This window comes from Rickettsia conorii str. Malish 7, assembly GCF_000007025.1.
Taxonomy (GTDB): Bacteria; Pseudomonadota; Alphaproteobacteria; order Rickettsiales; family Rickettsiaceae; genus Rickettsia; species Rickettsia rickettsii.
Window position 1 is genome coordinate 1160416 of sequence record NC_003103.1, and the last position, 24149, is coordinate 1184564.

A 24149-nucleotide genomic window follows, 5' to 3' on the forward strand; every position below is an offset into this window, starting at 1 on the left:
TAAACCGTATATAGAGCCCATATTAGTTCCGACCTTAGTAGTGCCGGCTTTAGGGCTTTAGCATTTTACGTAACTTCGTATCGACTCTAATAAGCAGCACCCAGAACTATATTATCGTTTATAACGGTATCAATCCCGATTGAGCCACCGGTAGATTTAGCTTTATAAAGTCCGTTAAAGGCTTTTTGTACTGCCTTACCGTAATATAGGCTAGCCCATACCCCGTAAATGGAATTATTAGCTTTACTTTCATCAAGTTCACAATCACCGCCTCCGACAGCTACACCTCTCTTACGTGATGTAGCATCTTCTGCTGTAGGATTCGTAGCATTGTTATTTTCATCTTCAAGAGCCTTAATTCTCTCCCTTACTTTCTGATTACCGATACTAGTATATTATCTTGTGCAGCATTAAAGCCGTCATTCGCTTTAGCACGACTTATTCCGCTACCTGAGCTTCCACCGCTACTTGTACCTGCAGAATTATCTCGGCTACTACCTATAGCAGACATATCGCTACCGGAACTACTTCCCATACCGTTACTATTATTAGCGGAAGAAATACCTGTTGCTTTAGGATTATAGCTATTACCGTATGGACTACTTCCGCTGTTGGTTACACCGCCTTTAGTTGTACCTCCCAAACTAGAACTGCTCCCTTGTGCTGAAGAGTTACCGCTATTAGCAGGAGCAATACCGGTTGCAGCAGGACTATTATAACTTGAGCCACCGGCACCACTCTAACCACTAGAAGTCGTTGATGGACTGTATACATCCGAACCGAAAACTGGACTATTGTAGCTTGAGCCACCTGTTGACGGACTGTTATAACCCGTAGTACCTCCAAAGCTACCGCCTCCTCCAGTTGATAACTGGTTAGCGCCTACGTTTGAGGTTGGAATCGTTACGACCGAAGCATTCGGACCGTAAGGATTGCCTCCGACATTAGCAGGACCGTTAGGACCAAATCCGCCTGTGCCTGTAACCGGAGTAGTCGGAGTATTATATCCTGCCGGATTGCTAGGTGTTACGTCGTAGCCGCCCGGAGTGGTAGGCGGAACATATATATTGTTAACTACACTACCGCTAGTTGGTGGCGGCTGTAGAGGGCTAAAACCTCCAACACTCGAACCGACGGAAGGACCCCATTGGGGTAATAAGCGGAGTAGTTATTCTATGTATTTCATTTGAAGGTCTTTGAATTATAGGTAATAGATGTTCAACGACTTCTCATCTTTGCCCTACAAGGGTATTTACTATAACATTACCAACAGGAGTATTTATTAAAATTTTGATGATATTATCTATTGTTACATCTCCTGTTGGTTCTATCGTCAAAAGTACAAAGGAATTACCTGTAATTTGCCATCTGACAAAACCACCTTCATTAGCGGTTACATTAAACGGTAAGCTTACAGCATTACCAACTATGATATTACCTCCTGCCGTGGTGATGATAGGATAAGCACTACCTTGCCCAATAGCAAACGGATTATTTTGTGCAGTTAAAAATACTTTAATTGAAGAAACATTTGATAAATCAAAGGTACTACCGCTTGCGAGTACTATATTACGGCTATTAGCGTTGCCTGTTTGCCCTGCATTTATAGTATCATAGAAGACATTTATAATAAGCTCACCGGTAGGAGTAGCAGAGCCTGTATAAGTAACTTTATTATTACCAAGATCGAAAGTTATATTACTTCCTGAGATATTGCCCCCGACATTTACACTAGTATTATCACAGGTAAACATCATTGTTGCTTGATCGGCAACTTATAGTATTTGCTCCTAAATCCGATGCAATAATAAAAGCGGTTTTCTTCGGTGCAAAAGTAATAGTATTAGTGCCTGTTACCGCTTTTTGTAACCATACATCATCATCGAATTTATGACTACCGCCATTAATCGGTGCTTGTACAAGTGCAGCATTAATGTATTCCGCTGAAGAGTTGCTGCTGCTCCCTTTTTTGAAGTTCTCTGAAACGATTTTTGTTTTGTAATGAAATTTTGTTGTTGCTCTTGGCACTTTAACACCGCCGACCGTGGCTGACGAAATGTCTAAACTTCTACTGTTATAACCGGTAAATACCGCTGATTTACCGGCATCAATAGTTTTAGCATAGGTATCCCCTTTTACCGTGTCTTTATTACTACTGAACTAGTTTAAGGTTTAAATTCTCACCGCCTAAATCATCGGTCAAACCATTATTAGCGTTAAATATTGCCGTACCTTGATTATTAGTCTTGGTTGTTATACTCGAGTAAAAATCTTCGCTATCGATTGTGATTTTACTGTCTACACCGTTGAACTGAACGGTTTTAAGGTGATTTGAGTCTGAACCTACCGAACCACTACCGCTAGCTCCAGTTGTTAAATCATTTGATATTGCAAGAGTATGGATTTTATTACCTGTGGTCGTAATTGATTCATTTATTATACTTGTATTATTAAGACTTAAAGTTGCAGACTGAGCAGTAGTAAATGAAATCGAGCCTGTTTTCACGGTACCTTGAATTGTAACATCACCCCTGTCTATTTGAACTATATCGACCATTCCTTTAGTACCTATACTACCGGAATAAGTAATAGCAGTAAATTCATCAAAAATCACCATGCTCTATCCTCAGGCTTTAAAAGCAAAAGGAGAAAAGCTTGATCCTTTAGAAATATCTAAACTATTCGTTGTTCCCTTAAATTTTATGTCGCCACCATTTATTAATATTACATATCCTGCATTAATACCTCCGGTACATTTAATACATCACCGCTAATAGTTATATATCACCCACTTTTGAAGTACTGCTACCTATAGCTCCACTAACGCTGCTTGGACCGGTAAACATTAAATCCACATCTTTACCGCCTGTGATGTTAATACCACTGGTTAAATTAGTTGCTTGAGTAAACACTTATTACCCGTGCAGGTTCCTTGGATTTCAGCAATTGACATATTACCGCCGGCATTAATCGTAACGGTGCTGTTGTCAACACCCGCTTTTAACATTGCAAGATTCGTAATTGTATTCGTTAAGTTTCCATTACCGTCAACTGTACCTATAGTACCGTTAGTACCTCCGGTACTTGTTATATTACCAGTAATAGCTGATGTTATATTATTTGCTATATCACGAGCAAATATTGCTACGGTACCGGCATTATTTTGGCAATTCATATTACCGTCAATCTTTACAGCCCCAAGCTCGCTATTAATAGAACCGGAAGGAGTGGAGAAAAAAATTTGATCCACACTGTGATCCTATAGCAACTTTTGCAACGGATACGTCGATATTTGGGGTATTAAGAGCAGTTATTACCAGTGTTCCGTGCCCTGTAAGTTGTACTTTACTCACCGGATTTGCTTTTGTTCCGATAGCATACTTATTAGCCATACCATCTATTGTTAACTTGGTATTAGCATTTCTTGCATTTATCTCAACTACACCGGTATTTGGAACAACTGGCTCTATATTACCTGTTAACTCTATAGTACTGTTTTTGCCGCTAGCTACGGTAGTCATTAACTTTAAAACAGATGCGGAATTCACGAATGTAACACCTGGTGCATCTAATGGAAAATCACCGTTTAATGCATCAAGGGCATAAACGGCTGGTCCAGCATTAACCTCACCGATATTAATTTTGGCAATCTTAGCCGAGGTAAGTGATGCATCGGCAAAAACCCCGCCAGCAGCAATATTAAGCACTGCAGTATTACTCATATCAAGTCCATTTGTACCTAACGTAGCATTAGTACCAACAACGCCGACATTACCACTAACATTTATAACAGCAAGGGGATTTGCCTTTGTGCCAAGAGTTTCATTACCCAAATTACCCTGCAAAGTTAACACATTATCATTAGGTATAGTACTAGAAGTACTACTTAAATTGACGCTACCGCCTCCACCGGCAAAACCATCGACACTATTCATAAAGGTAACTTGTTGATTTTTGCTAGTAGTTAAACCAAATACGGATTTAGTATTATTCAAATTAATATCACTTCCTAGCGTTAAAGCCTTGTTAGATACATCTATCGTAAATGCCGCAACTGCATTTCCCTGCCCGATATTAATTGTGTTTACCATACCTATACTTGAATCAGTAGCCGTTAAAATAGTACCGGTAGTATAAACGTTTAATGTTCCTGTGTTCCCGTTTTTGATTTGGCTGTTAAGTAAATAACCTGCAGGATTTGCTCCCGAAAACTCTAAAACACCGCCATTGGTAAAATCCACGTTACCGCTTTTTGTAAGCGAGTCTTGTAAATTCGCCACAGCATTGTTACCAAGTGTTAAAGAAGTAGCGGATACACTTTTTTGCAAGATAACCGTTTTATTACCCGCTGCATTAACAGTAATTGCTCCAATATTATTTATGACTCCGGTAACGTTACCGCCTCCTAAAAATACTAAATTACTGTTAGTTGCTGCACTACTTGTCACTGCTGCTAAAGTACCGATATCATTAACGTTAACCGTACCTGCAGACCCTTTAAAATCAGTCTGTCCTGTAATAACTGTTGTGTTAATAGTTCCGGCCCCGCCAAAAGTTGCATTACCGGTAATATTGCCTGTATATGTTCCTGTTCCGACAGTAACATTACCCGTAGTATTTGTTGTAAGTTGGCCTGCTCCGACCGCAGCATTACTGGTAAAACCACCCGCAGCTGTAGCTACCACACCTGCATTATTTATGGTAAGAGTAGTTGCACTAGATGCTCCGACTATCATAACATTCCCTGCTCCGTTAAGATTCAAAGCCGCAATACCTGTTACAGGTCCAAGCGTACCTACTCCTAAAACATTAACAATGCCGTTAACACCTCCGCTACTTGTTACTGCCGCTAAATTACCGCCCGCAGCAAGGTTTATTGTACCGGCATTATTGCCTTGAACATTTAATATATTAACCGGATTTGTAGCTCCTACATTACCGATAACCGTACTATTACCGACAAAATTTAATATATTCACACCTCCTCCTAATTTATTATCTATATTACCACCGGTAGCCCCACCAACATTCTTACCATCAGCGATTGTTACTTGTGCGGCCGTACCGTTAAAATCTATATCAGAAATTACATCTTGCTGAAATCGTACTAACGAGTTCTGCGTAAATTGTACTATAATCCTCCCGCGCCGGTATCCAATCCACACCATACGGCGTGTCTACTCCTATATTAATAGGCTGATACTGGTTCCCTATCTGAATAGTTTGGACAAAGATGGTTCCTGTAATTGTAGCTGGAGTGTGATTTAGAGGAGCTCCTATCCCATCGGTTAAAAATTTGTTAAGCCTTATTGTCCCTCCTGTTCCATTACCGCTACCTGCATTAAGTGCAATTTCTCGGCTACCGGAAGCCACGTGTACTCTTAATTGACCATCTACATCATTTGCTGGAACTAGGTTGAAGCTAGCCACAAATTCTGCAGCATTTGGCGATTCATTACTTACGTCATAAGTAGCATTTCGGCCGCCGAACTTGATACTATGTCTATATAGGTTGTATATCCATAACTTCATTAACGTAAAGACCTGCGGCTGGTGAAGTATCAGTAGCAAAATTAAGTAGCTTATTATTTGCAATATTAAAAGTTTTTGCCTTAATCCAACTTGGATGTTTAAATTGAAAGTCAGTGTCAATCTGTAATGTAAGATCTGCCTGGCCTTGAACAGAAGTTACTATACTACCTGGACCTGAGATAAAGGCGATTCTATTATCACCAGTAGAAGGAAAAAGTGATGTAGCTTGAAAAATCAAAGTACTAGCTAAATCGTTAAAATTAAAGCTGTTAAAATAGTAAGTATGCCCTGGTACTTCTCCTGGTCCTGGAGCAAAAGGAGGAATCACTGCAAGTGCTTGTGCATTTGTAACTGGCGTACCTGTTAAAGTGATGTTTATAGTGTTAGCGACATCTACAACACGCCCGACATTTTCTTTAGTAAGATCAACAGGTATAACCGGTCCAAAATATGTTATTTGGCACAGTCATTGTTGCATTATTAAAGGTATCTAAATATATAGCAGGCATTGCTGGCACATCTGCAGTAAAATTATTTACTTCGCCAAGGGTTACAAATGAACCTGGTACATATGCTCCTCCGCCAAAAGCACTACCATCAGCTACTGAGCCACCCCCTACTGTTACGATTCGGTTAGCAATACCAAGGGCACTAACTAGTGCTAGCAAGCATCAATGCCGCAATTGATGTAAAAATGCCTTTTTTTATTAAATTTTTTATCGTTGACTTGACATAATATCTCCTAAATTTGGGCTTAATTTTTCTAACTTATGATTTTGTTATATAAATAACATATTACTTATAAAGAAGGTATTTTCTATATAGAAAAGTAACTTATGGTTACTTTTTCTTGTTTAAAATAAATTAAACTTTATGTACTCTTTATAGAAATTCGGTAAATCGTATATAAAACTTAAGAAATACAAGGGTAAAACCTATCTATTTTATCTTCTTAGTGAAAACCGCAAAACTTTATTAATTTTTGTACCTCTTATGTCATTCCTGCGAAAGCAGGAATCCAGTAATCTTTAATGTCATCCCGCAACTTGATTGCGAGATCTCAGGACACAGTCTGTTATACAAGATCGGGGTCAAGTCACAGTATAACAGCAAAAAAGACTGGATTCCCGCTTCCACGGGTATGAACATAAGGGCCATACAACAAAGCCGCAGGACTAATACAATGACGCTTAGAACCTAACAAAACCACTTTTTCTAGGTAAAATCTATAAATTTTTATATAAACAAATTGATTTGCTACGAATAATAGAGTATATAGTATAGACATAATTAATTATCGGGGCGTAGCGCAGCCTGGTAGCGCATCTGGTTTGGGACCAGAGGGTCGGGAGTTCGAATCTCTCCGCCCCGACCATAAAAACATAAATTATAATGTCAAAAGACGACCTCATTCAGTTTACAGGTACAGTACTTGAACTTTTACCTAATGCTACTTTCAGAGTAAAGCTTGAGAATGATCATGTAATTATTGCTCATACTTCCGGTAGGATGCGTAAAAATCGTATCAGAATATTACTAGGAGATAAAGTTATGGTAGAAATGACTCCTTATGATTTAACTAAGGGGCGTGTGATTCATCGTCACTAGTCTTTATAAGTATGAAGCAGAACAGAAAAAACCTACCGATTATATTAGCATCAAGCTCTCCTGCAAGAATTGAGTTACTAAACAGAATCAAAATTATCCCTTCACAAATTATTCCGGCAGATATAGACGAAACACCTAATTTGCGTGAATTACCCGCTCCCTTAGCCATAAGACTTGCTTACGAAAAAGCTATAAAAATTGCATCTCAAATAGAGGAATCAGCTATAATTATAGCTGCCAATACCGTAGCGGCAGTAGGTAGAAGAATATTGCCGAAAGCTACTACTTATGAAGAAGTCAAGAATTGTATTAAGATGTTATCCGGGCGTCGTCATCGTATCTATACCGGTTTATGTATTATCAAAAAAGAGAATGATCAGCTTACAGTTAGACAAAAAATAGTTCAGACTATTGTTAAGTTCAAAAAATTAAGTGATGAAGAGATTAATTTTTATTGTTCTTTGGATGAGGGAATAGATAAAGCCGGCGGATGTAAAATTTCCGGTTATGCAGAAGCTTTTATCTCATTTATTTCCGGCTCATATTCAAATGTTATGGGATTACCTTTATTTGAAACAGTAAATGCTCTAACTTCTTTAGGTTTTAGATGTTCAAGTATCATGCCTGCAAAAATGAATTATTGTCATTCCGCGACTTGATCGCGGAATCTAGTTAAAAATACTAAAATTATTAATATAATAATTTGTTTTTCTAGACCCCGTGGTCAAGCCACGGGGTGGCATTAAATGTTTTTGGATTCTTGCGATCCACGCACATAAATTACCTAGCTACTTAATTCCCAGGCTCATCCAAATGACTTCTCTCATAATTTTCATGACGCTCTTGAGCTTCAATACATAATGCAGCAATAGGTCGTGCTTCTAATCTTTTTATACCTATTGGGTCGCCTGTTTCTTCACAGTAACCATATTCTCCATTTTTAATACGTGATAATGCTTCTTCTATTTTACTCATTAATTTACAATATCTATTTCTACTACGAAGCTCAAAAGCTCTTTCTGTTTCATGAGTAGCACAATCGTTAAGATCGGATTCTTTTAAATTTGCTTCCTTTAAATGATTTAAAGTCTCTTGAGATTCCTTTAATAAATCCTCTTTCCATCTTAAAAGTTTTTGTCTAAAATATTCTAGGTGATTAGGACACATATATTCTTCATCTTGAGAAGGTTTATATCCCATAGGTAATTTAGGTGTTTCTAGCATATTAATATCTCAATATTAACTTTAATATATTATGTTTATAAGGTTTTTAAAAGTATTTCTAGCATATTAATATCTCAATATTAACTTTAATATATTATGTTTATAAGGTTTTTAAAAGTGTTTCTAGCATATTAATATCTCAATATTAACTTTAATATATTATGTTTATAAGGTTTTTAAAAGTGTTTCTAGCATATTAATATCTCAATTAACTTTAATATATTATGTTTATAAGGTTTTTAAAAGTGTTTCTAGCATATTAATATCTCAATTAACTTTAATATATTATGTTTATAAGGTTTTTAAAATAATATATAACTTAAAATTAATGCAAGAAGATTATGAATATTAATATATTTTATTTTTTAATTGGATATGCGGTAGTATATACAGCTTCTAAATGCTTTATACTTGTTTTAGTATAGTTTTGTGTAGTAGATAGACTTTTATGACCTAATAGTTCTTGAAGAGAGCGTAAATCTGCACCATGCTCAAGCAAATGTGAAGCAAAACTATGTCTAAATGAATGAGCAGTTAAATGCTGCGGTAAACCATAAAAATGCTTTAATTTAATTAATTCACGATTAAATACCGGTGGTTGCAATTTCTTACCCTGCTTTCCTCTAAATATGGGTTCATTATCACCTAACTTATACGGCAATATTTCTAAATATTGGGTAATTAAATTTTTAGCAATCGGTAACCACGGAATTATTCTTTCTTTACTACCTTTACCTATTATTCTTATAAATTCTAGATTTTGTAGATGAAGTTTCGTAATTGATAATGCTTCCGATATACGTAGACCTGAAGCATATATAAGGACAAGTAGGGCTTTATTTCTAAGTTCTACCCACTTAACATTCCCGTATTCTTCAATATGTTCAAGTGATATTACTACATCATCTTCCGATAAAGCTTTTGGTAACAATTTAGTCTTTTTAGGAGATTTTATAGAAAAAATTATATGACTATTTAATTGTGTTGTTTTCTCTAAAAACCTATAAAAATTTTTTACTGCAGATAAACCACGTGAAATTGAAGAAGCGGTAAAATTATCACAGTTACGTTTTGCAAGCCAACTTCGGATTAATCTGATATCTGCGGTTTTAATATGATTTATCGTTACAAGCTCTGAATTATAATAATTCATAAACTCAAGAAAATGCTTAAGGTCATTATTATAAGAAATTACTGTATGATTAGAGTAATTTCTTTGCAAAGCGAGGTATTTTTGCCACTTATTTATTAATGCTTGAATTGATGTATCTAACATTTATAAAAACTTAACTATTTTTAATTATTCTTAATGCTAACAATTATTGACTCATAATTTTATAAATGTGAGCATGAATTGAGGGTTTATGTTTACATATACGTAACCTATAAAACACAAAAAATTTTTTAGGATAATGAATAATGTGAAATAATACACAATTTTTAATGAAATCCTATATGAATCCAGAATTTTATATGAGTTCTATGAAAAATATCCCTAGTGTAGATCTTGCATCTATCACAAATACAATGCAAAGAGCTATGAATATTCTTTTAATAACTAACCAAATTGCTACAGAAAGCATGCAATCTTTGCTTAAGAAAAATTCCAAAATTATACAAAATAATGTTAATACTATTTTGAATACTACTAAAGAAGCAGCAACTTCTAAAGATTTCAAACAAGCTAGTGAATGTCATCAAAAATGTTTTATTTATATCTTTTAGCTACTAGATTCCTGCTTTCGCAAGAATGACATAGTGGGAATCTCCTCTCAGTTGCTCGCCTTTCTGTTTAACCAATTTTGTAAATAAGATTCTGCTAGCTCCTGATCTTCTATAATAATTACATTTTCAGCATTACGTTTATCGGCAGCAGCCGTGAAATTAAACGAACCGGTTATTACTTTCTTTTTATCAATAATTATAACTTTATTATGAGCGATTCCCGGTACTTTATCTATATCTACATCAATTTTTGCTCGTTGTAATTCATGTAATTTAGAAAATTTTTGCTTTAAATTACTACGATCAAGCAATATTCTAACCTTTACTCCTCGCGCTTGTGCATTAATAAGTGCAGTAGTAATTAACGCATCGCTCATACCGTATGCCTGCATATAAATAGATTCTTCAGCTTTATCTATCTGATTGGCTATAAACTTAGTACAACCGGCAGGCGGAGTAAAACATGTACTAACTTTACTTCTTGAAAGCTCTGAAATATTGTAATGCTTTATTTGCAGAGCAGATAAAGCTAATGATTTTTGACTTATTAGATTAGTAAAATAATCCGGATTCTGTCCATAAAGACCTAAAGCAATTCCCAAAATAAAGGCAATAGATATTTCTATAAATTTATTATTTTTTCTCTTCATGACTTATTTATATTTTAGGCATTGCATAGATCGGCTTTTCCGTCATTGCGAGGAAAAGTACAAAGTAATTGACGAAGCAAAATCTCATGAGATTGCCATGCAGCCTATGGCTGCTCGCAATGACGATTTAGTATCCCCACAAACAACACCTACTTCCTTACGTAACTTCCTGGAGCTTCTTCAATAACCTCTAGATTCTGATAATCTAAAGAATCTACTAGCTTATTATCATTATTTTTTATAAGCCAATTAAGCCAATAATTCCACCATGAGCCTTTATATTCCGTAGCTTTCATAAGCCACTCATGACTACTTAAACTTAAGTCGTCATTAAACCAATAATTATATTTAGCACTAGCGGGAGGATTAACTACAACTGCTACATGCCCTGAATCCGTGAGACAAAAAATCTTATGTCCGTTTAATAATTTTACTCCATCATATATTGAACGCCATGGAGCTATATGATCTTCTTTTGCGGCTACGAAAAAAGAGTTACAATTAACTTTTCCAAGATCTATTTTTGTTCAGAGTACCTCTAAATTATTAGACTCTTTTAGCAAGTTATTGCAATATGTATTTTGTAAATATTCCTCATACATTTTTGCCAGCAAATTAGTAGAATCCGCATTCCAATATAGCAAATCAAAAGGCATCGGTTTTTTACCGAGTAAGTAATTATTGACAAAAAACGTCCAAATTAAATCATTAGCCCTACGTGAGGATCAAAAAATATGACACAACGACGCCAATTTTTCAAATTAAACGAGTATACCTTATATCTTTAAACTATTCCACATACTATTAACCTTGTCGATAACTTCCTGACTCATTTCTATTTTCTTACCCCATTTTCTATTTGTCTCAGGGTATATTTTATCGGTTGCATCTATTCCCATTTTACTACCAAGGCCTGACTCAGGAGATGCAAAATCCAAATAATCTATCGGGGAATTATCTATAAAGCTCGTATCACGCCTTGGGTCGCTTCTTGTTGCTATTGCCCAAATTACTTCTTGCCAATTACGAACATCAATATCGTCATCTACAACTATAATAAACTTACTATACATAAAGTGCCGTAAGTAAGACCAAATCCCAAGCATTATTCTTTTAGCATGACCGGGATAGGATTTTTTAATCGATACTACCGCAACTCTATATGAACAACCTTCAGGTGGAAGCCAAAAATCGACTATTTCCGGAAATTGTTGCTGTAATATAGGAATAAAAATTTCATTTAATGCTTCACCTAAGATTGATGGCTCATCAGGCGGTTCTCCTGTATAGGTGCTTAAATATACTGGATTTTTCTTCATCGTTATTGCGGTAACCGTAAATACAGGAAATTCCTCAACATCATTATAATATCCGGTGTGATCCCCAAAAGGACCTTCAGGCAAATACTCCTCTAAACTTACATAGCCTTCCAGAACTATTTCACTATGTGCAGGTACTTTGAGGTCAATAGTTTTGCATTGTACCAACTCTACTTTTTTATTACCGAGTAAACCAGCAAAATTATACTCCGAGATATTCTCAGGTATCGGCATAACTGCTGCCAAAGTTACCGCTGGATTTGCCCCGATAACGATAGCAGTAGGAAAAGATTCTTTTTTTGCTTCTTTCCAACGTTTATGATGCTCTGCTCCCCCCCGTAACTTTAACCAACGCATCAATAGCTTATTTTCTGAAATAACCTGCATTCTATATATGCCAAGGTTGTAATTATCGATTTTATCTTTTGTTGGACCTTTAGTAAATACTATACCCCAAGTAATTAAAGGCGAAATATCATCCGGCCAACATCTTTGGATCGGCAATATATTAATATTCGGTTTGTCAATGACGATTTCATGACAAGCTGCTTTTGATACGGTTTTAGGAGACATAGCAAATATACGCTTAGCAAGCGGTAACATTGACAATGTTTCTTTAAAAGATGCGGGTGGTTGCGGCTGTTTAAGGAATGCTAGTAAAACGCCAAGTTCTCTTAATTCTTTGGGTGACTTAAGTTTAAGCCCCATACAAATACGATTTATACTAGCATAAAGATTAGTTAGAACAGGTATGTCGGACTTAATGCCGTCGACTTTTATAACATTTTCAAAAAGTAATGCAGGTCCGCCTTGTGCTAATACTCTTCTACTAATTTCAGTAATTTCTAAGTCAGTTTTAACCTCAAGAGCAATACGCTTTAACTCACCGTTTTTTTCTAAAAATTTTAAAAACTCCGGTAAATCTTTAAAGCTCATAGTTTTTTTTTGTTTATAATGTGCGGCTTATTTTATCGTCATTGCGAGCAGCCATAGGCTGCGTGGCAATCTCATTAAATATCCTGAGATTGCTTCTTCAATTACTTCGTAATTTCCTCGCAATGACGATACGGTATGACCTGATGGATTTCGCTACTTACTAAAATTAGCTTTTACCTGCATATCATTCTGAATAATTGTGTAGTTAATTAGCTCGTCAATTACAGAATTTTTAATATTATATATTATATTTTTTTCTGAATTGACATGAATATTTTTAGCTGTTAATTCATCGATACTGCTAGATTTAATATGTGCAAAATATACTTCATCACCTACTTGAAATACAGGCGTATTACTTCCTATTGTAGTATTAAAAATTGATAATAATATTTCAGGAGTTAGTGTTAGATCATTTTCCATTTCGGATCTAATATAGCTTTTGTTGCTTATTTTTATTCCGGTAGCTTTAAGCTCTTTTATGTTCTTTTGATCTGAATTATATTCCTTTGCTAAATCCTTGATAATTTTTAAGTTTACATCTGCAATATTCCGCTTTATCCAAGCTTTATTTACCTGCTCTTTAATAGCATCAAATTCAGGTATTTTTGCCGGCTGAATAGATTTTAATTCTACCAATATAAGATAGCTTTTATCCTCTGTTTCTATAGGATAAGATAATTCACCTTCCGAAAGCTCAAAAATACTATCGGCACTTTCAGCAATTATTTTATCTTCAATAAGCTCTGCATAACTGATATAGTTAACGTTTTGTATCGGTAGCTTATATTTTTCGGCAATTTCAACTAAGCTAGAACCGGCTGCCGTCTCATCTTCCAGCTTTTTAGCAAACTCCATATTAAGTATGTCGATTTTTTGAGCCTTTAATAAATCATGTAATTGTTTTTGTACCGCTTCAAAACTTTGATCACCGAATTCATCTTTATTTTCATTATAAAATTCTAACAACTCATCTTGAGTAACTGAGACTTTTAAATCCTTAATATTAGCTTTAATATAAGAAAAGCTGCGTTTCTCAGGTACCTCAAATGCGGTTTTATTATCTTGGTAAAAATCCTTTAATTGCTGACCGGTAGGAGTAGGGATTTGTAAATCTTTCGGTTTATTTTGTAAATCTATTTGTATTAATTCTACTTCTCTTTTTTCAGCCATATAATCTACTATATTGTCAGTCATAGCTTTAGGAACATAGAAACTTTCTATAAAAGTACCAACAAAAATATTTTTTAGAGCTTTTTCTTTGAAGTTTAATAAATATTTTTCTTCATCCATATAAGAATTTCTAAAATAAGTTTTAAAAATTTTTATATTGAAAACACCTTGCTCATTTTTAAAAACCGGTGATTCTTTAACTAAAATTTTAACTGTATCATCACTTAGATCTAAGTCATAATAACTCACTAAATAATCTAAGACATTATCGTAAACAAGCCTTTTTAGGATTCGGTTATCAATATTTAACTGTGCTATTTCTTCATCCGTTAAACTTGTTCCCGTTTGCTTACTTATAGCATTAATTTCTAAAGATTTTGCTCTCAAAAAATCTTCCTGGGAGATATTTTTCACATGAGAAAAAGTAACAATATCGCCACTTCTTCTTCCATTTAATACATCTTTAATACCAAAGCCGACAAAAGCAAAAGCTATCATTGCGAATAAAACCCGCATTATAAAACTATCGGTAGTTTTTCTAATATTATCTAACATAATTTTTTATTTAAGTTTTTATCTTCATTGCAAGGAAATTACGAAGTAAGTGACGAAGCAATCTCAGGATATTTGACGAGATTGCCACGTTGCTTCGCTCCTCGCAATGACGCTTCTCAAAACTACATTATAAAGCAAAAAAGCCTATATAGTCAAACTATATAGGCTTTTTTTATGATTATAGAACGGTTAATTAAAAATTAACACGAACTTTCACACTACCTTGCTGAGCGAAATACTTACTTCCGATATTGGTATCGTAGTTAATCCCGTATTCCATCATTTTATGCTTAGCAGTAACACCGACACCAACATCAAAACTTGTTTTGCTTTGCTTAAAGCTGTTGGTTGGAAGAGGAGCAGTCATACCTTGTAATCTTGCATCAATCGCCGAAACTTTATTCTTGAATGCATAATCGACCATTGCGTAAAGCTCAGGTGTTAGCACTATTTCATTGACATTGATATTACTTGATACTTTAGCACCGAGTAAACCGTCGAAAGTATTATAGTTCTTGCCTTTAACGGTAAGATTTTGGTAAGTAGTACCGGTTTCCTTATAGCTCTTATCTTTGATAGTCGAATATCTAAGCCCAGCTAACGGTGTTAAGTTAATGTTCTCAGACATCATATAGGTATAACCAGCCATTAACTGACCTGTATAGCTTTCGGATTTATACTTACCGTTTGCAGTTTGATAACCGACAGTCTCTAGTGTTGTTGCAATAACACGTCTTGATTTGCTTCTTATCTTATTATCTGAGTAAGATGCTATAGCTTCAACGAAGAGATTTTCATAAGGTACACTATATAAACCGTATAAAGAATAGATGTTGCTCTCTACCTTATTCTTATCGCCCGTTTTATTATTTTTTAGCTTAATGTCAGTATCGGCTCTTGTATATGCAAGTCCGAGTACTAGATCATCGCTAACGAAGCCGTCAAAACCTATAGTGCCACCAGTTGTATCAGACTTATAACCACTTATACTATTACACATCTTCTGCGTTGCATTACCGACAAACGGGCTTATCCACGCACCAAACTTAGCATCCATATCTTCATCACCAGAAGAAACAGGACCTTTATTCCCTGCTTGTACTTTATCCATTCTAGCATTTAGAGCAGTTATATTACTTGATATATTACTCGCTACAACTTGATTATTAACGGCAGCTATAGTGTCGCTAGGTTTTACAACATCTTGCATGAGATGAGTTGTAGCATCTGCTTCCTGTAGCGGTGTCATTAGACCAAAGTTATTGAAAGCTTGACGTGCATCTGAACCATTGGGAGCATCCTCCATTAACTCAAGCGATTTCTTTATATTTGCAGCATTTGGGATATTTGCAAGCGGTCCACCCGGTGCAAAATCTTCATCTATAACACCTGCAGCTATATCCTCTGCAAATAACGTTAAAGTCGATGCATCAAAAGTAAAGTCAACAAAACGGTTGTCATTATTAATAGTTATTTTAACATTCTCTTTAGGAGTAGGCTTTAAACCACCTGCTGTTTCTGCAGATATTACCGTATATTTTGTATCTGGGCTTATATTATTCATGTCGAAATTAGTAGCAGTAACAACAAGTGCTAAATTTGAAACCCCTGATAAATCAAGAGTACTACCTGATTTAATTAAGATATTACCACCTGACTTAGCTGCTCCGTCAAAAGTAGTATTTAAGGTTAGCGTATCGGTAAAGCTACCGGTACCAGTATATGTTACTTGATTTGCACCTAAAGTAAGTGTAGTACCGCTACCTGTTATATTACTATTAAAGGCTAGGCTATTGCCGAAATTAATAGTAGCACTGTTAGCTACAAAGCTGGTAGCCGTTACATTTTTAGCAAAACTAGTGATAGAACCTTTGGCTAAAGTAACCGCACCTGTATTAGTGAATGTATGGGCAAAACTTGTAGTACCGCCAAGTGTCGCCGTACCTTTTGCGTTAACACTGCTTGCAAAACTTGTAGCACCTGCCGTTGTGATATCACCAACCGAATTAGCCGCAGTCCCTACAACACCGCTAACACTACCGCCATTCATGAAGTTTAGCTTCAGAGCCTGACCACCGGTTTTATTTATGCTGCCTGTTAACTTAAAGTGTGCAGGTAATGTTAAAGTATTTGTACCTGTACCTTGGATTTCGCCAATTTTAACGTTACCGCCTTTGGCAATAGTTACATTTCCTGCACCTACTTTTAACATAGCAATCCCGTTTACTCTATTAAGATTACTTGCACCTAAAACTATTAACGTACCGTTATTAGTACCACCGGTATTTTTGACTGTTCCCGCAACATTTACATTGTTATTTAATGTTACCGTACCGTTTTTTGCATTAAAATCTAAAAAACCTCCAATATTACCGGTTTGAGTTAATTGAACAGCATCCTTAAATAAAACTACATTTGCCGTAGTAGCTCCAAGTTCTAATTGACCTGTAATATCAAGCACTATATTTGTTGTATTAAAAGTGGTACCTGCCGTGCCAAAATCTCCCTCTCCTTTGAAAACTATATCTTGTAACTTATGAGCTCCACCAAACGTCTTGCCTCCGGCTATTGTTAATTTTTTTCCTGCAGTTACAGAATTTAATATTACTATACCCTCATCGTCATTATCAGGGTCTATATTCGCACCTAGTGTGATCGTACGGTCGTTTCCTGAACTATTTTGTAATATTAATTGAGCATCCGCATGTGCAAATTTAATATTTCCTGCCGGTATATTTAAATTACCATTATTTGCATCAATCGTATAAGTAGCATCGTTTATTTGTATAGTACCAGCATTAAATGCTGTACTACTAGTAAAATCTGCATTATTGTTAATAAGCACGTTCTGTATACCTTCTAAATTTACATCGTCAGTTATTGTAACGGCATTATAAATAAGTAAAGTGTTAAATTTATTACCGCCTACATCACCGATATTTCTAGCGGCACCTGCTACATTACTCCCAATATTCAGACCATTAACCCCACCATCAAAGACTACCGTACCTTCATCAACACCGGGAGCTACTAAATCAGCTGCTAATAATATATTATTTACTCCGACTCCGGTTAAGTTAGAAAGTACTAAAGCAGAATCTAGAGCTCTAAAATGAATATCTTGAGCATTTAATATAGTAACATCACCAGCACTTGCATCAATTGCAAAAAGATTACCGGCTCCAATATTGATTTCTGCAACTGTTCCTATAGTTAAATGATATGCCGTAAGTAACTTTGTATTAACATTTAATATAGCATTATTGCCGTTTGCTATAGCTCCTTTAAAATAATAAGGGATTGCGTTACCACCACCATCAAGAGGTCCGTTAAACTCTAAAGTACTCCTAGCTCCAAAATCTATATTATTCGCATCTAGACTTCCTCCAGCTTGTAATGTTACACCTGCTCCTACATTCACTGTTGCTAATGCATTTGTATTACCTATATTGCCAGTTACTGTACTATCACCGGTAAACGTTACTATACCATTATTTGCATTACCGGTATTATCTATCGCTCCGGTCACCACTACAGGATTCGTAAATGTCACTGCTGACGCATTATCTGTTAACTTAGTCGTAGTAGCTTTAATAATCGCTCCCCCTAACGTGGCTTTACCTGCTCCTACACTTATCGTGGCTAATGCATTTGTATTACCTATATTGCCAGTTACTGTACTATCACCGGTAAACGTTACTATACCATTATTTGCATTACCGGTATTATCTATCGCTCCGGTCACCACTACAGGATTCGTAAATGTCACTGCTGACGCATTATCCGTTAAGTTTATTGTATTCGATTTTACCACTCCGCCTTGTACTCGTAGCAAACCTGCTCCTACATTCACTGTTGCTAATGCATTTGTATTACCTATATTGCCAGTTACTGTACTATCACCGGTAAACGTCGCTATACCATTATTTGCATTACCGGTATTATCTATCGCTCCGGTCACCACTACAGGATTCGTAAATGTCACTGCTGACGCATTATCTGTTAACTTAGTCGTAGTAGCTTTAATAACCGCTCCCCCTAACGTGGCTTTACCTGCTCCTACACTTATCGTGGCTAATGCATTTGTATTACCTATATTCCCGGTTACTTGACTTAATGCACCATTTAAATTTAAGACACCTACATTATCAACGCCTGTGGTGTTATCAATCGCACCTGTTAATACTGCATTTACATTTGTAAGGGTTAATACCGACGCAGCATTCGTTAATTTAGTCGTAGTAGCTTTAATAACCGCTCCCTCTAACGTGGCTATACCTGCTCCTACATTCACTGTTGCTAATGCATTTGTATTACCTATATTGCCAGTTACTGTACTATTACCGGTAAACGTTACTATACCATTATTTGCATTACCGGTATTATCTATCGCTCCGGTCACCACTACAGGATTCGTAAATGTCACTGCTGACGCATTATCTGTTAACTTAGTCGTAGTAGCTTTAATAATCGCTCCCCCTAACGTGGCTTTACCTGCTCCTACACTTATCGTGGCTAATGCATTTGTATTACCTATATTGCCAGTTACTGTACTATCACCGGTAAACGTTACTATACCATTATTTGCATTACCGGTATTATCTATCGCTCCGGTCACCACTACAGGATTCGTAAATGTCACTGCTGACGCATTATCCGTTAACTTAGTCGTAGTAGCTTTAATAATCGCTCCCCCTAACGTGGCTTTACCTGCTCCTACACTTATCGTGGCTAATGCATTTGTATTACCTATATTGCCAGTTACTGTACTATCACCGGTAAACGTTACTATACCATTATTTGCATTACCGGTATTATCTATCGCTCCGGTCACCACTACAGGATTCGTAAATGTCACTGCTGACGCATTATCCGTTAACTTAGTCGTAGTAGCTTTAATAATCGCTCCCCCTAACGTGGCTTTACCTGCTCCTACACTTATCGTGGCTAATGCATTTGTATTACCTATATTGCCAGTTACTGTACTATCACCGGTAAACGTTACTATACCATTATTTGCATTACCGGTATTATCTATCGCTCCGGTCACCACTACAGGATTCGTAAATGTCACTGCTGACGCATTATCCGTTAACTTAGTCGTAGTAGCTTTAATAATCGCTCCCCCTAACGTGGCTTTACCTGCTCCTACACTTATCGTGGCTAATGCATTTGTATTACCTATATTGCCAGTTACTGTACTATCACCGGTAAACGTTACTATACCATTATTTGCATTACCGGTATTATCTATCGCTCCGGTCACCACTACAGGATTCGTAAATGTCACTGCTGACGCATTATCTGTTAACTTAGTCGTAGTAGCTTTAATAACCGCTCCCCCTAACGTGGCTTTACCTGCTCCTACACTTATCGTGGCTAATGCATTTGTATTACCTATATTCCCGGTTACTTGACTTAATGCACCATTTAAATTTAAGACACCTACATTATCAACGCCTGTGGTGTTATCAATCGCACCTGTTAATACTGCATTTACATTTGTAAGGGTTAATACCGACGCAGCATTCGTTAATTTAGTCGTAGTAGCTTTAATAATCGCTCCCTCTAACGTGGCTATACCTGCTCCTACATTCACTGTTGCTAACGCATTTGTATTACCTATTGTTCCGTTAATGGCAGCATCTGTCTTGACAGTTATTATACCTCCTCCATTTATATTGCCTGCAAGTGTTATCTTTGCCGGGGCTGCAGATTGTATAATTAGTGCAGCATTCGCTCCCCCTAAAGCTATATTTCCTAAACCTGTATAATTATCGGCAGGAGCACCAAAACCATGATTTGCAGCATCAGCATTATTACCGTTTAAAGTTAAGCTTTTGCCGGCAGTAATAGTAACAGGCAACAAGTTACCTCCCGTTACAATCGAACCAACGACGGTATTTTGAGCAATATTTAGACCTATGGGAGTAGTATCCGCAACATTTATAGCCGTAATAATATGATCGGCTACATCTGCAGTGATAGTATAATCACCACCGTAAGTAAATGCCCAATTGTTTTGAGGACCGCGAGCAGGAGTACCATTAGCTACCCCTGCAGCCGTTATCTCATTCCAATTATTGCCAACATTATCACTAAATGCTGCATTATTATTAGTAGCAATAACACCTGAAACAGCAATACCGAGTGCCCCGCTACTACTCAGCATTATCGCTGCGGTTGAGGTGGTGAATAAAGCGGCTTTAAGACCTTGTTGTATTGCTTTTTGAAATAATTTTGGAGAAATATTCGCCATATACGTAAACCTTAATAAAAATTAACTCACTTAAAAAGTGTTATAACGCAACTTTTTTAGTATGTCTATTATAATTAATAACATAGATGATATTTTTATGTATAGATTGTCATTCCGTAGCGACGTTGGCCTTGTTGCATGGCTCGAGAAATCTGCTGGGTGTCATCCCGTGGACAAACCATGGGATGACAGGGAGGATCGCTCCACGCGGGCAATGCCCGCTCGCAATGACTATTTAGTATCCATATTCTCCTAACACCTTAATAACACATCATACATATAATATTCAGAAGCATTAGCTTTGAGCAATAATTCTGTAGCCGGGACACAATGATTACTCTTCACCATAGCCAGCGGTGTTAGACCTGATTTATCACGATAATTAATATACGCAGTGTGTTCAATTAAAAACTGTATTAATTCTTCACCGCAATTAGCTTTTATAGCATGATGCAGAGCTATACGTCCTAATTGGTCTTTGTACTGGGCATCAACACCTTTACTATATAAATAAAGTTTCTACCAAATTTTTGAAATTTAAAGCTCGCTTTATGCTGGATTTCCATAAGAGCCATGCAACAACGCCTACGGCTGCGTAGCGCATGACGAAAAAATACCCTACCTCTCAGGCAATAATATCTCTCTTTTACCTGTATGATTCGGTGGCGAGACTATTCCCTCTTTCTCCATCTTCTCAACTAAGTTGGCAGCTTTGTTATAGCCAATTCTAAGCGACCTTTGGATATAGCTAATGGAAGATTTGCGTTCGTCACGCACTATCTGCACAGCTTTTTTGTAAAGCACTTCATCAGAGGTGCCGTCACCGATATCAATGCCACTATCGTCTTCTTCAGGTTGCTCGGTAACGGCAGAAATATATTCAGGCGTACCGCTCTCTTTCAAATATTCCGTAATTTGCTCAATTTCGGCTTCATTAACAAACGGTCCGTGTACCCTACTTATCTTGGAAGTACTGCCCATAAATAACATATCACCCATACCGAGTAACTGCTCGGAGCCTTGCTCTCCTAAAATCGTTCGGCTATCGATTTTAGAGGTAACTTTAAAACTAATACGACTTGGAAAATTGGCTTTAATGACACCAGTAATAACGTCTACAGAAGGTCTTTGCGTTGCCATAATAATATGGATGCCTGCCGCTCTTGCCATCTGAGCAAGCCTTTGAATCAGCATTTCAATATCCTTACCGGCAACTAGCATTAAATCAGCCATCTCATCAACAATAACCACTATGTAAGGCAGTTTTTCCATTTTCATTGTAACGGTTTCGTAAATAGGCTTACCTGTTTCAGGGTCAAAACCAGTTTGAATCGAACGCTCAATTATCCTATTCTCTTTAACCGCTTCTAAGATTTTTGCATTATAACCTGCGATATTCTTAACACCGATATTGCTCATCATTCTATAACGGTTTTCCATTTCCTTAACTGCCCATTTAAGAGCAACTACCGCTTTAGAAGGCTCGGTTACCACAGGAGTTAGCAAATGCGGTATTCCATCATAAGCCGATAATTCAAGCATTTTCGGATCAATCATGATAAAGCGACATTCTTCGGGAGTATAGCGGTATAAGAGCGACACAATCATCACATTAATACCGACGGATTTACCTGAGCCGGTGGTTCCTGCTACTAATAAATGAGGCATTTTAGCAAGATCGGCAACCAGCGGCTTACCTGCTAAATCTTTACCCAAGACTAACGGCAATAAAGTTGATTTGTCTTGGTATTCTGGGGTCTCTATAAGTTCTTTTAAACAAAAGAATTCACGCTGCTTATTAGGAAGCTCAATACCAAGTACATTTTTGCCGGGTATGACTGCTATCCTTGTTGATAAAGCAGATAGTGAGCGTGCTATATCGTCAGATAATCCTACTACCCTTGATGTTTTCGTACCTGCTGCCGGCTCAAATTCATATTGAGTTACCACCGGTCCTTGATTGATATTAATTATCTGCCCTTTAACTCCAAAATCATTCAGCACGGTTAATAACTCTTCAGCCTTTTGTTTAAGCTCTAAGGACGAAGCTCCTTTTACATGATGTTTTTCAGGATCACGTAATAACGAAATAGGCGGCAATTCTGCTATTTCGCTTTGAGATATTTTAGGGCTAACAGGTTTGCTAAAGAATTTTATAGGATTTGCAGGTACGGATCTCGCTTCTTCAGGAAATTTTACTTTTTCACTTACAGGCTTTTGGTAAGAAGAAGTTATATTTATCTTATCATTGTTTTTAGTAGGGAATAATCTTATCGACGACAATCGTGAAAATACATTATGTAAAAAAGATTGTATCCGATAGATTAAAAAATTCCCTAGCTTAATAATAAAATTACTTAAAGAAGTAAATTTAATTTCAAATAAAACAACTAATATAATAAAGGTAAAAAATATTAATAATAAGTATAGTTGATTTGTAAATCGCTCAAAAAAATTAGAAGCTATTATTCCGATAGCTCCACCTGCATTTGCCGGTATGAATTCTAGCTTAATCTTAGATAATAATGTGCTACTGCTAACGAGAGCAAGCAACATTACAAACATACGGATAAATGAGCCGCGATATCTTCCATACCAACAATTTCTCCCCCAAACAAAGCAAGCAAGCGGTATGATAAAAGCAGCCAACCCAAAAAATTGATATAAACAATCCGATAAATAAGAGCCAAAAATTCCTACTAAATTACTATGGTACTCTGTTGTGACCGAGTTAAACGACGGATCGTCTATATTATATGACGTGAGAACAATAACAATCCCAAGCCCGATTATCCCTAAGATAACCGCTTGTACCTTATTGTTTGAAAGAATTTTATTTATGTAATATAGCATAGTTTTAAATATTAAGCTAAATTATGAGTTTTATATCTTTTTCTATAATACTCTATAGGCTTTTCAATAAAGAAATAATTATTACTGTTATAAAAGTAACCAACGTATTAAGAAATGTCCCATTATCAGCCCAATATGAAATAGCAGGTAATATATTATACAATACAATTAAATGACAACAATATATTGGGTAGAGAGTAAAGCAATTAATTTGTCTAACTTATTATCTTTGGTTAAGTCAAATATTTTTCCTAAAGTATAGAGCAAATAAACAATAAAAAAGTAATTTTTTTAGTTGAGGCTCTATTGGGATAA

General features: G+C 36.2%; 24 protein-coding genes and 1 tRNA gene. 5 read left to right on the forward strand and 20 right to left on the reverse strand.

What is annotated here, in order from left to right; genetic code table 11:
* Nucleotides 1–86: 86 nt before the first annotated feature.
* The 5 genes from RC_RS11120 to RC_RS06220 form a co-directional block, all read right to left on the reverse strand.
* Nucleotides 87–386: an autotransporter outer membrane beta-barrel domain-containing protein gene (locus RC_RS11120; protein ID WP_324602845.1), complete on the reverse strand. Its 300-nt coding sequence runs from the start codon at nucleotides 384–386 to the stop codon at nucleotides 87–89.
* Nucleotides 368–643 (reverse strand): hypothetical protein, encoded by a 276-nt coding sequence (locus RC_RS10585; RefSeq protein WP_010977819.1) that lies wholly within the window; start codon nucleotides 641–643, stop codon nucleotides 368–370. Before RC_RS10585 ends, RC_RS11120 begins: the two co-directional genes overlap by 19 nt.
* A 586-nt stretch (nucleotides 644–1229) precedes the next feature.
* The gene (locus RC_RS06210; RefSeq protein ID WP_016830986.1) at nucleotides 1230–1754 is read right to left on the reverse strand and encodes a hypothetical protein; all 525 of its coding nucleotides are present in this window, start codon (nucleotides 1752–1754) and stop codon (nucleotides 1230–1232) included.
* Nucleotides 1741–2028 carry a hypothetical protein gene (locus RC_RS06215; protein ID WP_010977821.1) on the reverse strand — a complete coding sequence of 96 codons (288 nt, stop codon included), beginning with the start codon at nucleotides 2026–2028 and terminating at the stop codon, nucleotides 1741–1743. Before RC_RS06215 ends, RC_RS06210 begins: the two co-directional genes overlap by 14 nt.
* A gap of 124 nt (nucleotides 2029–2152) precedes the next feature.
* Complete coding sequence (locus RC_RS06220) at nucleotides 2153–2617, reverse strand: hypothetical protein (RefSeq protein ID WP_010977822.1); 465 nt, start codon at nucleotides 2615–2617, stop codon at nucleotides 2153–2155.
* Here RC_RS06220 and RC_RS10590 point away from each other — a divergent pair.
* A complete protein-coding gene (locus RC_RS10590) occupies nucleotides 2616–2774 on the forward strand; it encodes a hypothetical protein (protein ID WP_016830987.1) in 159 nt (52 codons plus the stop codon). The genes RC_RS06220 and RC_RS10590 overlap by 2 nt on opposite strands.
* Before the next feature lie 3 nt (nucleotides 2775–2777).
* On the opposite strand, the gene RC_RS10895 is transcribed toward RC_RS10590, so the two are convergent.
* The 6 genes from RC_RS10895 to RC_RS06255 form a co-directional block, all read right to left on the reverse strand.
* Complete coding sequence (locus tag RC_RS10895; RefSeq protein WP_016830988.1) at nucleotides 2778–2912, reverse strand: hypothetical protein; 135 nt, start codon at nucleotides 2910–2912, stop codon at nucleotides 2778–2780.
* Nucleotides 2888–3250 (reverse strand): hypothetical protein, encoded by a 363-nt coding sequence (locus RC_RS06230; RefSeq protein WP_010977823.1) that lies wholly within the window; start codon nucleotides 3248–3250, stop codon nucleotides 2888–2890. The genes RC_RS10895 and RC_RS06230 overlap by 25 nt, the downstream gene beginning before the upstream one ends.
* The gene (locus RC_RS10595) at nucleotides 3210–5168 is read right to left on the reverse strand and encodes a beta strand repeat-containing protein (RefSeq protein WP_010977824.1); all 1959 of its coding nucleotides are present in this window, start codon (nucleotides 5166–5168) and stop codon (nucleotides 3210–3212) included. The genes RC_RS06230 and RC_RS10595 overlap by 41 nt, the downstream gene beginning before the upstream one ends.
* Nucleotides 5080–5532 carry a hypothetical protein gene (locus RC_RS06245; RefSeq protein WP_233417449.1) on the reverse strand — a complete coding sequence of 151 codons (453 nt, stop codon included), beginning with the start codon at nucleotides 5530–5532 and terminating at the stop codon, nucleotides 5080–5082. Before RC_RS06245 ends, RC_RS10595 begins: the two co-directional genes overlap by 89 nt.
* The gene (locus RC_RS06250) at nucleotides 5504–5860 is read right to left on the reverse strand and encodes a hypothetical protein (RefSeq protein ID WP_010977826.1); all 357 of its coding nucleotides are present in this window, start codon (nucleotides 5858–5860) and stop codon (nucleotides 5504–5506) included. Before RC_RS06250 ends, RC_RS06245 begins: the two co-directional genes overlap by 29 nt.
* Nucleotides 5861–5957: 97 nt before the next feature.
* A complete protein-coding gene (locus tag RC_RS06255; RefSeq protein ID WP_010977827.1) occupies nucleotides 5958–6200 on the reverse strand; it encodes a hypothetical protein in 243 nt (80 codons plus the stop codon).
* Nucleotides 6201–6830: 630 nt separating this feature from the next.
* Here RC_RS06255 and RC_RS06260 point away from each other — a divergent pair.
* From RC_RS06260 to RC_RS06270, 3 genes are all read left to right on the forward strand, one after another.
* Nucleotides 6831–6907: transfer RNA gene (locus RC_RS06260), tRNA-Pro, on the forward strand.
* A 17-nt stretch (nucleotides 6908–6924) separates the two neighbouring features.
* A complete protein-coding gene (infA, locus tag RC_RS06265) occupies nucleotides 6925–7140 on the forward strand; it encodes a translation initiation factor IF-1 (protein ID WP_010977828.1) in 216 nt (71 codons plus the stop codon).
* An 11-nt stretch (nucleotides 7141–7151) separates the two neighbouring features.
* Nucleotides 7152–7799 (forward strand): Maf family protein, encoded by a 648-nt coding sequence (locus RC_RS06270; protein ID WP_010977829.1) that lies wholly within the window; start codon nucleotides 7152–7154, stop codon nucleotides 7797–7799.
* Between the two features lie 133 nt (nucleotides 7800–7932).
* Here the strand turns inward: RC_RS06270 and dksA are convergent, their stop codons facing one another.
* Both dksA and RC_RS06280 read right to left on the reverse strand, forming a co-directional pair.
* Nucleotides 7933–8364: an RNA polymerase-binding protein DksA gene (gene dksA / locus RC_RS06275; RefSeq protein ID WP_004997250.1), complete on the reverse strand. Its 432-nt coding sequence runs from the start codon at nucleotides 8362–8364 to the stop codon at nucleotides 7933–7935.
* Between the two features lie 358 nt (nucleotides 8365–8722).
* Entirely contained in the window at nucleotides 8723–9640 is a 918-nt protein-coding gene (locus RC_RS06280) for a tyrosine recombinase XerC (protein WP_010977830.1), read from the reverse strand.
* Between the two features lie 179 nt (nucleotides 9641–9819).
* On the opposite strand from RC_RS06280, the gene RC_RS06285 reads away from it, so the two are divergent.
* Nucleotides 9820–10089, forward strand: a complete 270-nt coding sequence (locus RC_RS06285) for a phasin family protein (RefSeq protein WP_233417450.1) — start codon at nucleotides 9820–9822, stop codon at nucleotides 10087–10089.
* Nucleotides 10090–10136: 47 nt separating this feature from the next.
* On the opposite strand, the gene pld is transcribed toward RC_RS06285, so the two are convergent.
* The 7 genes from pld to RC_RS06320 all read right to left on the reverse strand — a co-directional run bounded on the left by pld (nucleotide 10137) and on the right by RC_RS06320 (nucleotide 23834).
* Nucleotides 10137–10739, reverse strand: coding sequence for a phospholipase D (gene pld, locus RC_RS06290; protein WP_010977832.1), 603 nt, complete (start codon nucleotides 10737–10739; stop codon nucleotides 10137–10139).
* A gap of 149 nt (nucleotides 10740–10888) precedes the next feature.
* Nucleotides 10889–11035, reverse strand: a complete 147-nt coding sequence (locus RC_RS09475; RefSeq protein WP_014411112.1) for a hypothetical protein — start codon at nucleotides 11033–11035, stop codon at nucleotides 10889–10891.
* A 480-nt stretch (nucleotides 11036–11515) separates the two neighbouring features.
* Nucleotides 11516–12994: a UbiD family decarboxylase gene (locus RC_RS06305; RefSeq protein WP_010977833.1), complete on the reverse strand. Its 1479-nt coding sequence runs from the start codon at nucleotides 12992–12994 to the stop codon at nucleotides 11516–11518.
* A 153-nt stretch (nucleotides 12995–13147) separates the two neighbouring features.
* Nucleotides 13148–14722, reverse strand: coding sequence for a SurA N-terminal domain-containing protein (locus RC_RS06310; protein ID WP_010977834.1), 1575 nt, complete (start codon nucleotides 14720–14722; stop codon nucleotides 13148–13150).
* A 193-nt stretch (nucleotides 14723–14915) separates the two neighbouring features.
* Nucleotides 14916–20981: an autotransporter outer membrane protein OmpA gene (gene ompA, locus RC_RS06315; protein WP_010977835.1), complete on the reverse strand. Its 6066-nt coding sequence runs from the start codon at nucleotides 20979–20981 to the stop codon at nucleotides 14916–14918.
* Between the two features lie 252 nt (nucleotides 20982–21233).
* Complete coding sequence (locus RC_RS08155; protein ID WP_324602846.1) at nucleotides 21234–21443, reverse strand: ankyrin repeat domain-containing protein; 210 nt, start codon at nucleotides 21441–21443, stop codon at nucleotides 21234–21236.
* Between the two features lie 156 nt (nucleotides 21444–21599).
* Nucleotides 21600–23834, reverse strand: a complete 2235-nt coding sequence (locus RC_RS06320; protein WP_010977836.1) for a DNA translocase FtsK — start codon at nucleotides 23832–23834, stop codon at nucleotides 21600–21602.
* Between the last annotated feature and the right edge of the window lie 315 nt (nucleotides 23835–24149).